Here is a 13,124-nt window from a genome sequence, read left to right on the forward strand (position 1 = left end):
CCTACCTTTCCTATCGTGGTAATATCGGGGTGACCCGGATCAGCCCGGGCCCCGAGCGTCCAAGACGTGGCCGAGCTGCGTTTGATCCAGGGCGGCTGACCCATGTCCGACTCTCCCACACGCAGCCACCCGGAGTCCCACGGCCACAGCGGGGTGAGCTCGAGCGACCATGGCGCGTCCGGCTTTGCGCCGCCGACCGCGCTGGAGCGCGCTTGGGCCGACCGCGCGGCCGGGCAGCGAGAGCGGGCCCTTCGCCTGGCCCTGACCGCGATCGAGGGCCGCACCGCGGGTCCGTGGGCGGCTCTGCTGGTGGTGCGGCTGCTGCTCGAGGCGAGGCGCGACCAGGTGGCGTCCCGCGCCATCGATCCCCTCGTCACCGCGTTCATCGACCGCGGTGACCTGCCGGGCGGGGTGGTAGCCGCAGGGCTGCTTGCCGCAGAGCGAAGGCAGGCGGCGCTGCGGCGTCTGGCTCAGGCGTTTGCGCGGGGCTCGGAGCGCGTGACCGATGCCCCTGTCGCCCCGCCGCCGTTGCCAGACGGCAAGCCGGCGCCAGCCGAGCAGCAAGCGCTAGCCGGCGAGCCCCTCTTGGGGCGGGCGGAGCAACTGCTGCAGCTGTATCTGTCCCTGGAGGCCGGCAGCGGCGCACCGTCCCGGCTGCCACGGCTCGCGCTGTTCGGGTCGCTGTCCGCCGACGCGCTCGTGCGCCTGTTGGGTATTCTCGGTTCACGGGAAATCCAACCCGGGGCCAATGTGGTTCGCGAGGGGGAGCCTGGTCGCGAGGCCTTCGTGCTGGCGCGGGGTCGGCTGCAGGTCGTTCGGCAGAGCGCGGGCGAGCATGCAGGGCTCGCGAATCTGGGCCCGGGCGATCTGTTCGGCGAAATGGCGCTCGTCAGCGACGCTCCCCGTGCGGCCTCGGTCATCGCAGCCACCGCCTCGGAGGTGCTGGTGGCGTCGCGCGAGCGCCTTGAAGAGCTTGCGGGTCAAGAGCCCGCGCTCGGCGAGACCTTGGCCCGTTTTTGCCAGCGCAGGATGCTCCAAAACCTCGTACGCCACAGTCCCATCCTGTCGAGCCTACAGCCCAAGCAGCGCGAACAGCTCATGGGTCGCTTCAAGACCTGCCACTTTGGAGCGGGTCGGGCACTGATAACGCAGGGAAGCCAAGCCCCCGGGCTGTATCTGATTGCCAGCGGCGAGGTGAGCGTCTGCAGTCCTGACGAAGACGGCGACACCGTGGTCCTCGCCGTGCTCGGTCCGGGCGACGTCGTGGGCGAAATTTCGCTCGTTCTGCGTCGAGAGGCCAACGCCAGCGTGGTCGCGACCCATCCCACAGTCGCGCTGGAACTCACACACGAGCAGTTTCAACACAGCATCCGCGAGCACCCCAACCTGCTCGCACGGCTTTACGAAATCGCCACCCAGCGCGACGAAGAAACCCGTAGCGTGGTTGCACAACGAGCCCTAGATGTGGAAGATGTTGTGCTGGTTTAGGCAGCTGGCGGGATGGTTGTGTTCGCGCAAACCCACAGCGAACGAGTGGCTTGCCGGAACATGATGGAGCTTGGCTTGGCCCTGACAGACTCGGATGCTGCTCTCGCGCTTGGCGTTTCCGGGCGCCGCCGGAGCTTTTATTTCGGGGGCGTGCGTTTCGATGTCCGGGTAAGGGGGTTGCAGTGGGATGTTCCTCCAGCGGTACAGTCCTACATCACCGCCTGCTCGGACGCACTTCCGGTGGCTGGCCGAATCGCGTGTGCGCTCGAAGCGGGCCCGGGCCCTACGCTCGAGGGGGACGCTGACGTCGCATGCGAATGGCACGGCGATCGGGCTAGAGTTCGCACACGCGGTTTGCATGCGATGCTCCGTCGGTGCGACCGGGGTGACTACGCGGCAAGGGCGCTCGTGCCGTCCGCGCACGAGGGAATCCGGGCGCTTACCTCCGCGCTCTCTGCGACGGTCGTGGAGCGTGAGGGTGGCATTCGTCTGCATGCTGTCCCGCTTCAGCTCGGTGAGAAGGTCGTACTGCTCATGGGTCCTTCGGGCGCCGGCAAGTCCACCTCGGCCGATCAGTGCGCCGGCGCTCGTGTGCTGTCTTATGATCATGCTGCTCTGGTTCGCTGCCGCAGCCGCTGGTTCGCGTGGGGAGTCCCGGGCGGCGCGCCTGCGCACTCACCAGTATCTTCGAGTAGGGCTCTGGCGGTGGCCGGTATCCTGCGAGTTCGCAAGGCAAGTTGCTCGCCCGCTCGCATAGTCCCGCTGCATTTGGTTCACGCCACCCTCGCTGTGCGTGAGAATGCCAAGAGCGGTACCGGGGCTTCTGGCGAGGCGAGGTTCTTGGCGGCCTGTGCCGAGATCAGCCGCGCGCTCCCCGTCGCCGAGCTTTGGACTGTCCTCGGAGCCCCGTTGCGCGACGTCATTGAAGAATGGATGAACAATGCCTGAGCAACTCGCTCCAGGGTCGAGCACCAAGCTCAATGGTCTGATTCGAAGGGCCGACCGGGTGGCATGGCGTAACGTTGACGGTCGTGCGGTTCTGGTGATTATCGATCGTCAGGAGCTCCATGCGCTAAACGATGTGGGCAGCCGAGTCTGGGAACTCGCGGACCGCCGCTCCATCCGTGAGATTGCGGTTCGCCTCGCAGAGGAATTCGAAGTGGACTGCGTCAAGGCGGAGGCGGACGCGCGCTGCTTCGTTGAGCGCCTCCACGAGTTGGGAGCATTGCAGTGCGAGTAACAGCCACGAGCGGGGCGGCAGCTAGTCAGACGGCAAACGCGGATGACTTGCTCTTTCGCCTTGGCGAGGCACGCGACTTTCCCCTCACGGCAACCATCGAAATCGCGGACCGCTGCAACGAGGTTTGTGTCCACTGTTATCAAGTGCAGGGTAAGAAGGGGGAGATGACAACCGAGCAGGTCAAACGGGTCATGGATGAACTGGCCGGTCTGGGCGTGCTCATGTTGTGCATCTCGGGTGGCGAGGCTACGCTCCGCAGGGATTTTCTCGAGCTCGTCGAGTATGCGAGCGGGCTTGGCTTCTCGATCACTTTGTTCACCAACGGGCTGACGATGAGCAAGGAGTTGGCCCGTGCCCTCGCGCGCCTCAACGTGCGTGAGGTGCAGATTAGCCTGTATTCGCCACGCCCAGAGGTACACGACTGGGTGACGGGCGTGCCGGGATCGTGGGAACGCACCACCAGAGGAGTGCGGTACCTTGTCGAAGAGAACGTGCGCGTGCGCGTCAAGACGCCGATCATGACTGTCAACGGCGGCGACTACAGGCGCTACATGCGGTTGGCCAGCGACCTTGGTGCGCTTTTCAGTCTGGATCAGAGCGTGCTTATGCCGCGCGAAGACGGCCGCCGGGATCCCGAGGCCATGGCGTATCCATGGGAGCTCAAGCAGCGCATCGTTAGCGACCCCGAGATCAAGAGGAGAGCGCAGATCACCGGGCCTCGTTACAAGAGCAATGAACGTCCTGTTTGCGGAGCCTGCCGAACGCTTCATATCGAGGCCAACGGAGAGCTCAGACCGTGCTCTCAACTCGAGGTGGCGTGCGGGAACGCGTCGCGCGACGGGATCGAGGCTTCCTGGAAGTACGACGAAAACGTCAGGACGATTCGAGAGCTGACCTGGGACGATCTGCATGGCTGTCGAGAGTGCGACCTGCGCCATTATTGTTCTCGCTGCTTTGCGACGGCGCGCGCAGCCGGCGATGCCCTCGGCCCCTATGGGGCAGCATGTGCGGCCGCCAAGACGCGCTACCAGTCGGTTCACGGGAGATCGCCCTTCGATCGAGAGGTATCGCCCATTGGGCCGTACCGCCAGGCTGCAAGGGGTAGTTTCGAGTCGTTTCCCGACCGGATCACACCTCGCGACGAAGAGCTCTCGGCGGCGCTGAAATGGGTGCGACCCGAAGAGGGTGGGGCGCCAGCACCCGAGGCTTCGGCGATGCCGGGCCAGCTCGTTAAGTTGCGGAGGCCGGGGAAGCGACCGACTTGGGAGACCGTCCCCTCTGGGGCGGCGCCGACTTGAACATATGCAGAGTGACCCACAGGCGCTGGACTTGTCATGGAGCGGATTTCGGACGAAGGAGACACTCACATGGTGATCGGCCAGGTTCCAGGCGTTGATAGAAGAGCAGCCGCGGTGAAACAGCTGGATCGCCCTGCCGCGCGGGAAGCGGGCGTCATCTGGACGCTTGCATCTGTATTGTTTTGCGGCTGCAGCGTCAGCGACGATGGCGCGGGCATGCTCACGATCGTGAGCCCAGCGCCCAACCAGATGTTCACACCGGCGGACGATATCAGTCCGGACCAGCCTGGCTTTCAGACGCTGGTGGCGGTCACGTCCACGAATCTCACCAGGCAGGCGAGGATCGTCTTGCATGTCGACGCCGGAGACCCGGTGCTCGCGAGGCTGCTCGAGGGGGTGGGCGCGCCCGACGACGCGGGCAACGCCATGATCATGGTGACATTGCCCGCCGGCACGCACGAGCTGAGCGCGGAGACGTTCCTCGGCAGCGTTCGGTCCGCGGGTGTGGTGTACACGGCTCCGGACCTTGGGGGTGGTCCGCCGATCGGGCCGGGAGGATGTCCCACGGCCTTGTTCGTGACACCGCTGCCGCCGGCCATGGGTGCCACGCAGCGGACGCTCGGACCGGGAAGCGACACCGTGGGCGAGGGCTGCGGGATGACCTTTGCCACCACCGTCGCGCTGGCGACCAACGCGCTCGACGGCGTGGAAGGGCAGCTGTTCGTCAACGGCACGCCGGGGCCGGTGGTCGCGGCAGCGGGTGGGGCGCTGGTATTCGACGACGTCGAGCTCGGCAACCGCGGCACGTTTCCGAACCTGCTCGAGGTCAGGTTCAACCTCGCGGGCGTCGTGTGCGATGCGCTGCGCTATCCAGGCGATCTGCTGGTCGACTGCGAAGGCGCAAGTTGCGAGCTGACCGCACCACGCACCGATACGGGTTTTCTCAACCTCGAGGACGATGTGTCGAGCATGCCCGGTTTTCAGACGGACTTTCAGGTCACGACCGACAGCTCCGCCGCGAACCAGCCCGTGCGGCTCATCGTGGACGGCAATTTCAATACCCCCCCCATGATGAATCCGGTGGTCAACGGGCCCCAGGCCATTGCGACTTTCGGAGGCGTTTCACTTGAAGACGGCGGCCACACGGTCTTTGCCGAATGCCGGGACGACGCTGGCAACCTCACCAGGTCCGCTGCCGGGCGCTGGGTCGTGGACACCGTGCCCTGCACCCTGGGTATCGATTCGCCTGCGGCGGGCACGAGCTTCATCGAGACCGACGACGTCAACAGCATGCAGGCCGGGCTGCAAGTCGAGCTTGAAGGCACCCTCATGGGCGACGGCTGCACCGGGGTGCGGGCAGCGGAGTGCACCGGGATCGAGGGCGTTCCGTTCCAGACGCACGATGGATCGCGGAGCGTGAGCGCCAATGTCACGCTGTCGAGTAACCGTATGCAGTCCCTGTGCCTCGAAGTGCGTGACGTGGCTCGCAACGTTGCCCAGGAACGAGTCGCCGTTGAGCGCCAATCAGATGCACCGAAGCTCGCCTTCGCCGTTCCGGACCCTCAGAACCCGGATGCATTGCGCTTCAACTCTGCGGGAAACACGTACGAGGGCCAAAGCTATGTGGCGGACCTTGACCCGACGACACCCGCTTGCGACGTGCGATTCGAGGTGCTGTGCGACGAGGTGGGCCGCCCCGTTACACTTCATGTTGAAGCTACGGGTGTTCAGCTGTCGGGCGGCAGCGCCGACTGCGTCGCGGCGCCGGCCATGCCCATGGGATTCCGAGGTCGAGCCACCTTCGCTTCAGTAGCCGTCGCCGCGGGGACCTCGCCCACCGTCAATATCGTCGCCCGTCAGCAGGGCGGCCGGCTGGAAGGCCAGTCAAGCCCGCTCACGCTGAACCACGACTGTCAACCACCGGATGTACTTTTCTACGAGCAGGATCCAGTGGACGGCGCCTTGTGCCAAGCATTCACTCCTTCGACCTCAGGGGGCGAGATCACCAAGAATGTTCGGGTATTCTCGCCGGTTGCAGCGCTTGAGCTGAAGATCTTCCGTACCGATGGCATGACGCCAGCCGTGCCGGTTTTCACGTCAACGACGCCCGTTCCCTCAGGCGCCTCACAGTTTCTGTTCCCGAATGTGAGCTTCCAAAACGGAGGAACCTACTCGGTGGTGGTGGAGGCTACCGACGGTGCTGGCAACCTCGGCATCACCCCCCCGTGTCAGGTGCAGGTCGTGGATATCCCCACCCTTGCGATTACGGCCCCCATGAACGGGGCGGCATTGGATGCCTCGGGGGGATGCGCGGGTACGGGGATGTTCAATGTTCAGGTCGAAGCAACTACAGACGCGGCCGCGGGCTCGTTGGTCGAGATTCAGATTGCGGACCTTCCCGTCGAGACCACGTCCGTCGGCGTTAGTGGAGACATCAGCGAGTGCGTGGCGGCCAAGCAGGGCGAGGTTGATATTCGAGTGAGAGTTTCGGACACAGCAAGAGGTGGTGCGTTCGCCGAGCAGGTGCTGACTGTGACCATTGACAGCCTTCCGCCGCCCAACCCGATCACGGATCTGACTCTTCTGGATCCAACAACGACGCCTGCTACGGAGGATGACAATCCGCGCGCAGGCACGGTGCGCTTTCGCTGGACCGCGGTGGATGATGCGGCAATGGGTCAGCCTCTTGCAGGCTACGAGCTTCGCTGTGTTGTGGCGCCGGGGCAGATCGCCGACGAAGCCAGCTGGTCGGCGGCTAGGTCCTATACGCTGGGCGTGAACCCAGCGGCGGGCGGGAACGTGCAGGAGGCGAATGTTTCGGGGTTTCGGATGGGGGAGCCTGTGCGGTGCATTCTTCGAGGGGTGGACGGAGGAGGCCAATTGACGCCTCTACCTGCTGCGTCGGACCCGGGCTACAACGTTCCCGTCGCTCTGAGCTTTCGTGACCACCAAGTCCAGCTTGCCGGCTCGGCTCGGCTCGGCATGCGCATGGTAGCGTTGGGAGACGTCAACGGGGACGGCCGCCCCGATCTCATGCTCGGTGGCGATGGCGAGGCGTATCTGTACTTTGGCGCTCGGGCCGGAGATCGCTTGCCGGATGCCCCATCGGTGACTTTCACGGGCTTGCCGGACTCGATGACAGTCCAGCATGGAGCCTTCGGTGAGCAAATCGCGGGCCTCGGAGACTTCAACGGGGACGGTTGTGCTGATTTTGCTATTGGAGAAGGTGCTGGGCTCGGCTCAACGCAGGGCGGGGACATGGGACGAGTCTATGTGTTTTTCGGGCGTGATGCTGATCCAGGCAAAGCCTGTCCCGATGAGTGGCCCACCGCTATCGATGTACCGGCGGGTTGCGGCGTGGCGGGACGGGTTGACGTGTGTTTGGTATCGAGTGAGTCCCTTGCCGTGCTGGGTGGGCGGGTAGACGCTGTCGGTGATTTCGACGGCGACGGTCTCTCGGACCTGGCAACGAGTGCCCGATTCGCCAGCGGGTTCGAGGGCAGAGTCTACGTTGTGCTGGGCCGGAAAGCCTATGCATCCGGTACCAGGATCGTCGTTCCTGGAACGCCCGGAATGGCGGGGAATGACCCGGATGGCTTTGTTTTCGCCGTTTCCGGAAGGTACCAGTTCGGTTGGGGGGTGACGGGGGTCGGTGACTTGCAGGGTGATAACCGTTCCGACCTCGTAATCACGACTCTGGGTCGTGGCCGAACCGGTACCCCCTGGTCGGTCTACCGTGTATTTGGCCAGACCTACAGTGCTGGCGGCGGGCTGGTCGCCGTGGATCAGAGTGAGCTGCTCGAGATCGCTTCGGGACCGCCAACTGGTAGCCCAGTTCGGGTCGCAGCGTTGGGTGACGTTGTCGGCGGTTCTGGACCCGATCTGGGGCTGTGGTTCCTCGCCGGGGGCCTCGGTCAGGTGCAGGTGTGGCCCGGCGACGGGCTCGGAAGCTTCGACCCCAGCCAAGCGGTTGTGCTTGACAACGCGGGCGGCGCCAACACGGATTCCCTCGGCGTGGCGATGGCATCGGTTCGCGGCCCCTTTTCCTCGAACGCAGACATTGATGGTGACGGCAAGGGCGAGCTGTTCATCGGTAGCGCCGGGTTGGGTGGACATCCCGGTGCCGGGCTGCTGTTCTATGCCGACAACGTCGCGTCGGGCGCACAGTCCGGCGCCATCGGCACAGACGTGGCTTCTGTTAGGCTACGGCATGACATGGCGGGCGAGCCCCTAATAGTTGCGGGCAATTCCAGCGACAATCAGAACGTATGGGGCTTCGTCCAGTATGTAGGTGATATAAACGGCGACGGTTTCCCTGATCTCGCATTCGGCGACCCCAAATCGAACTCGGGTCGCGGCCGGGTGCAGATACTCTACTAGTGAAGCCTTGGAGAATCCAAATGAAGGACGAAGTCCCTGGGCAGAGCGAACCACCTCAGGACCCAGCTAGGCGGCCCTACGAGCCACCGGCGATCGAAGAGAGCGCTCAATTCAGCGTGCTGGCCTTGGGCTGCGATATTCAGCCGGGGGTTTGCGAGTTCCCCGATACGCCCAGTGCGAGCCTTTAGGGCCCGCGAGAGAATGATTTGCGCGTTTCGGCGAGGACCGGGCGCCGCTGGCAAGGCGCAACGACGAGGAATGTTGGGGATATTTCGAGGAGGATGGACACAGCCAGCCGTGGTCGGAAGCGGCGAAACCCATGGGGGCGCCGCTTCTGTTCGTGGAGACCTTGCTGTTAACGATGCTAACGATGAGAGGGGTTTCTTCCTTGCTCTGTCCAAGCTGAGCGCTCCGCTGCGCCTGCAAGGAAACAGCATGATGCCTTGGGTGTGGCCGGGAACACGGGTGTCCGTTGTTGCCTGCAGACCGGAAGAGTTGCGAAAGGGAGACGTGGCTGTCGTGGCGCTGACGGGAGCGCTGCGGGTCCACCGGGTGATCAGCCGAGACCCTGGAGCTGGTTGGATCCTCCGCGGCGATGCGTTGGCTAAGTGCGATCCCAAACACTACAGCACTCGGATCGTTGCGCGAGTGCCCGGTACGGTGCTCTTTCGGTGGCATTGGCCGACGGCGCCCCCGGCGCTTGGCTGGGCCGTCAACCGTGCGATACTGTTTTCCACACGTGCCTCACGACCGATCTACCGGCGCTTGCGCAGAATTCGTGCGAGAGCGGAAGGGCTTGAGCGTGAAGTGCTCGCCTGCCGCAACACCACGAGAATCAAGCGTCTCGTTTCGCGGGGGACAGCAGTCCGAGCAGCAGCCAAAGATAGCGCTGGTGCAGAACATCGCTGGTGAAACCGACCAACATTAGCGCACAAGTGGTCAGCCACAGCGTTCGATCTTCAACGTCACAGCGTCGGCGCCAGAGCGTCGCAAGTAGCCCCACAAGACTGATCACACCGAGTATGCCGGCCTCGGCGGCGAGCCCGAGGTAGGTGTTGTGTGGGGTAGCATATTCGTTGGTGCGAGGGTCGGGTCCGAGCTGATAGCGTTTGGCCACAAAACGGAGCGCGTGCCCGCCGTAGTTTCCTGGCCCTACTCCGAACCATGGGTTCTCGAGGAAGGCTGCGATGGAGGTCCTGTTGGCGAGCATGTACCGGGTCAGTGAACCACCGCGATCGTGTCGAGCTCTAAACACTACGCAGCGCTTGCGCTCCTGGAAGAAGGCGACCTGATGCTCCAGGTCGATCCGCGCACAGTCTACTGTGCGGCGGTCTGAGTCGGCTTGTGGCCAGGTATCGATTCCCAGGTTCATGATCCAGCCAGCGCCCGCCAGTCCCACAGATGCTGCGAGCGCCGCTGCCTTCACGAGTCCAGGAGCTGGATTCTTGGCCATCCTCAGAGCAACAGCGCCTGCTACGATAGGGGCCCCCAACCAAGCTCGGCTGAAACTGAGCACTTCGGTGACGCATCCAAGCGTGAGCCAGGGGCCTAAGCGCCGGGCGCCGTGGCCCGCGCCTAGCAGGGTAACGAGGGCGGTCCAGACTAGCGTGTACTCACCCATGGCCTGGGTGTCTGAGCCGAAACTTCCGGTCAGCCTCGGCCACATGTCGAACAACGGATGCCGTCCGATGTGAACGAACGCTCCTCGAGGCAGCAGTTGGGTCGTGCAAGACAGCAGGTAGCCAAGCACGGACGCAGTCAGGGCGAGGGTGCCTCCCGCCACCGCCGCGCGGATCACTAGACGGTCTCGCCTGTCGGCAGCCAGCGCCGCGCAGGCTGCAGCAACGTAGGGGAGGCCCCAAACCTTCAGGGTGCTGCGTAGGCTGCTGCCGTTCACCAGGCCGCTTGCCGTCAGGGCCAGTGCCATCGCGACGCAAGCGATGAGCAGCCGTGATCCTACGAGCCTGTCGCGGTTCCTCCAGAGCAACGGCGCGAAAGCAGGCACCGCGAGCAACATCGCAAGGTCGGCGAGTCGCAGACCTAATGCCCTGTCAACACGCCAGTGCCCGATGCCCTCGAACGGAATCAGGAAGGCGTATGCGGACAGGCCCCAGCTGCCCAGTCGAGCGCCAATTCCGTTGCACGGACGTGGGCGTGTCGGGTCCAGCACGGCAAGGAGTGGGTCACGCGACCTCAACCTAAAGCCAAGAGAAAGGAGGCACATCATAGCCCGACAGAGGCTACTGCCAGCCTAGCAGGCGGCCGCCCTGAAACACGAGGAAGCTCGCCGTCCACGCGAGCAGGGTCATGTAAACGAACATGAAGCTCGGCCAGCGAAAGCCGCCGGTCTCGTGCTTGACGACCGCGAGCGTGCTCATGCACTGGCAAGCCAAGGCGAAGAACACCATCAGCGACAGGCCGACAAGCGGCGTGTAGGTCCTGGTTCCGTCCTCGCGCAGCTCGCGCTTGAGCCGGTCCCTCAGGGTCGTGCTGCGCTCGTCCGTCCCTGCACCGAGGTTGTAGACCACGCCCATCGTGGATACGAACACCTCGCGCGCGGCAAAGGCGCCCACCAGGCCGACGCCGATCTTCCAGTCGAAGCCCAGCGGCTCGATCGCCGGCTCGATCAAGCGCCCGAGGCGACCCGCGTAGCTGCTGCGCAAGCGTGCTCCAGCGCGTTCCTGCTCGATCGCTTCGGCGGCTTCGGCGCTTTCGGCGCGCTCGAGCCGGGCATCGAGCTCGCTCTGGTTCGGCGGCTGCTGCGGGAAGCTCAGCAAGACCCACAGCACGATCGTGCAGCCCAAGATCACGGTGCCCGCCTCGGTCAAGAAGAGCTTGCTGCGCCTCCACATCATGCGCAGCACGTCGGCCATGCGTGGCAGGCGGTAGGGCGGGAGCTCGAGCAGGAGCGGCACCGGAGCCGCGCGCAGAGCCGTCCTGGAGAGCACCCAGGCGGCCCCCAAAGCCATGAGCACCGAAAACAGGTACATGGCGATCATCAGGGCACCCTGCACGGAGACGAAACCGAGCGCCGCGCTCGCAGGAAAGAGCGCCCCGATGATCAGCGTGTAGACCGGCAGGCGTGCCGAACAGGTCATCAGCGGAACCACCATCATCGTCAGCAATCGATCGCGCCGGCGTTCCATCGTGCGCGTGGCCATGATCGCAGGCACGGCGCAGGCGAACCCGGAGAGCATCGGCACGAATGCGCGACCGTTCAGCCGCATCAGCTTCATGATGCGATCCATCAGGTAGGCGACGCGCGCCAGGTAACCGCTGTCTTCCATCAAGCCGATGAACAAAAAGAGCAGCAAGATCTGAGGCAGAAACACCAGCACGCTGCCCACGCCACCGATCACCGCTTCGCAGATGAACGCGTTTATGATGCCCTCGGGCAGCAGCGAAGACACGAGCTCGGAAAACCCGGCAAGGAGCCACTCGACCCCGGTAACAACGGGATCGGCCCAAGCGAACAGCGACTGAAACACCATGAACATCAGGAGCAGGAAGATGCCGAAACCAACGACGGGGTGCAGCACCGCCGCGTCCACGCGCTCGGTCAGTGCACGCCGGGGGCTCGGGGACAGCAGCGGCGCAATCTCCCGATCGAGCCAGGCATAGCGGCCCTGGACCGCTTCGTCGTCCACGGCCTCGCCATCGAGGGGGCTCTTGCCAACCGCCGCCCGCAGCGTGTCGGGCACGTGCCTGAGCCCGTCTCCCTCGCCCAGCGACATGAGAGCCCACAGCGCAAGGCCGTCGCTCGCGGGCCAGTGCGAAGGCAGCGCCGCACGGATGCGCGCGAGCTCGCGGCGCAAGGGCGAGCTCGGCGTCCAGCGACGGCGTGGCTCGAGCGGCGGGGTGTCGAGCAGCTCCGCAAGGCGCTGCTTGAGCTCGTCGATTCCTTGGCCGCGCCGCGGTACGGTGGCCACGACGGGACAGCCGAGCCGGTGGGATAGCGGCCCGGCGTCCGCCAGCACACCCGGAGCCTCGTCCGTCATGGTCAACGCCACCAGCGTATTGAGCCCGAGCTCCTGCAGCTGCAGCAGCAGGTACAGGTTGCGCACCAGGTTGGTGGCATCCACGCACACGATCACCGCAGCCGGCCGCTTGCCGTCGACCAGGCCCAGCAGGCGGTCGATCGCCAGCTGCTCCTCGGCCGAACGGGCCACCAGCGAATAGCTGCCCGGCACATCCAGAAGCTCCACATCGCACGCCGGCGCGAGCCGCGTGGTGCCGGAGAGCAGGTCCACGGTGATTCCGGGATAGTTGCCAACCCGCGCGCTCAGGCCCGTGAGCCGGTTGAACAGGGTGCTCTTGCCGGTATTGGGGTTGCCTGCGATGGCCACGACAGGGCGAGCCGCCAGCGGTTTCGCCCGAGCGGGCACAGGCACCGCCTCGGCTTCGATCACGAAAGCACCCGGAGGCGTCGCGGCCGCTCGGGGCTGGACACCTCGAGCGCTGCGATCTCGTGACGCCGCAGCGACAGCCTCGAACCGCGCACCTCGAGCTCGAGCGGGTCGCCAAGCGGGGCGACCTTGGCGACCCGGATCCGGGTCCCCGGCACCAGTCCGAGCTCCATCAAGCGCCGGCGGAAGGCACGGGATCCCTTGATCCTGCGGATCGACGCCGCTTGCCCAAAGGGCCAAGCCAGCAAGGAACAGCAGGCCTGCCCCGCATGGGGTGCTTCGGTGTGGGGGTCGTGGGCCATGACTCGGGTC

At 65.0% G+C, this 13,124-nt stretch carries 9 protein-coding genes; 6 read left to right on the forward strand and 3 right to left on the reverse strand.

Annotated features, from left to right (window positions below; genetic code table 11):
- Positions 1-102: 102 nt before the first annotated feature.
- From MJD61_07745 to MJD61_07770, 6 genes are read left to right on the forward strand one after another with little or no spacing between them, the layout of a single operon-like run.
- On the forward strand, positions 103-1,488 hold the full coding sequence (locus MJD61_07745) for a cyclic nucleotide-binding domain-containing protein (GenBank protein MCG8555167.1): 1,386 nt from the start codon (positions 103-105) through the stop codon (positions 1,486-1,488).
- Between the two features lie 60 nt (positions 1,489-1,548).
- Positions 1,549-2,436, forward strand: a complete 888-nt coding sequence (locus tag MJD61_07750) for a hypothetical protein (GenBank protein ID MCG8555168.1) — start codon at positions 1,549-1,551, stop codon at positions 2,434-2,436.
- On the forward strand, positions 2,429-2,728 hold the full coding sequence (locus tag MJD61_07755; protein ID MCG8555169.1) for a PqqD family protein: 300 nt from the start codon (positions 2,429-2,431) through the stop codon (positions 2,726-2,728). The genes MJD61_07750 and MJD61_07755 overlap by 8 nt, the downstream gene beginning before the upstream one ends.
- Positions 2,719-4,026 (forward strand): radical SAM protein, encoded by a 1,308-nt coding sequence (locus MJD61_07760; GenBank protein ID MCG8555170.1) that lies wholly within the window; start codon positions 2,719-2,721, stop codon positions 4,024-4,026. Before MJD61_07755 ends, MJD61_07760 begins: the two co-directional genes overlap by 10 nt.
- A gap of 36 nt (positions 4,027-4,062) precedes the next feature.
- Positions 4,063-8,406: an FG-GAP and VCBS repeat-containing protein gene (locus tag MJD61_07765; protein MCG8555171.1), complete on the forward strand. Its 4,344-nt coding sequence runs from the start codon at positions 4,063-4,065 to the stop codon at positions 8,404-8,406.
- Positions 8,407-8,426: 20 nt separating this feature from the next.
- Positions 8,427-8,594 carry a hypothetical protein gene (locus tag MJD61_07770; GenBank protein ID MCG8555172.1) on the forward strand — a complete coding sequence of 56 codons (168 nt, stop codon included), beginning with the start codon at positions 8,427-8,429 and terminating at the stop codon, positions 8,592-8,594.
- A gap of 647 nt (positions 8,595-9,241) precedes the next feature.
- On the opposite strand, the gene MJD61_07775 is transcribed toward MJD61_07770, so the two are convergent.
- From MJD61_07775 to MJD61_07785, 3 genes are all read right to left on the reverse strand, one after another.
- A complete protein-coding gene (locus MJD61_07775; protein MCG8555173.1) occupies positions 9,242-10,576 on the reverse strand; it encodes an O-antigen ligase family protein in 1,335 nt (444 codons plus the stop codon).
- A gap of 70 nt (positions 10,577-10,646) precedes the next feature.
- Positions 10,647-12,815 (reverse strand): ferrous iron transport protein B, encoded by a 2,169-nt coding sequence (gene feoB, locus MJD61_07780; GenBank protein MCG8555174.1) that lies wholly within the window; start codon positions 12,813-12,815, stop codon positions 10,647-10,649.
- Positions 12,812-13,060, reverse strand: coding sequence for a ferrous iron transport protein A (locus MJD61_07785; protein MCG8555175.1), 249 nt, complete (start codon positions 13,058-13,060; stop codon positions 12,812-12,814). The genes feoB and MJD61_07785 overlap by 4 nt, the downstream gene beginning before the upstream one ends.
- Positions 13,061-13,124 lie beyond the last annotated feature (64 nt).

This window comes from Pseudomonadota bacterium (assembly GCA_022361155.1).
Lineage (GTDB): Bacteria > Myxococcota_A > Polyangia > Polyangiales > JAKSBK01 > JAKSBK01.

Excerpts from the sequence above, each read along its gene's own strand:
- MJD61_07745 (MCG8555167.1), top strand. The coding sequence starts at position 103 with ATGTCCGACTCTCCCACACGCAGCCACCCGGAGTCCCACGGCCACAGC.
- MJD61_07750 (MCG8555168.1), top strand. The coding sequence starts at position 1,549 with ATGATGGAGCTTGGCTTGGCCCTGACAGACTCGGATGCTGCTCTCGCG.
- MJD61_07755 (MCG8555169.1), top strand. The coding sequence starts at position 2,429 with ATGCCTGAGCAACTCGCTCCAGGGTCGAGCACCAAGCTCAATGGTCTG.
- MJD61_07765 (MCG8555171.1), top strand. The coding sequence starts at position 4,063 with ATGGAGCGGATTTCGGACGAAGGAGACACTCACATGGTGATCGGCCAG.
- MJD61_07770 (MCG8555172.1), top strand. The coding sequence starts at position 8,427 with ATGAAGGACGAAGTCCCTGGGCAGAGCGAACCACCTCAGGACCCAGCT.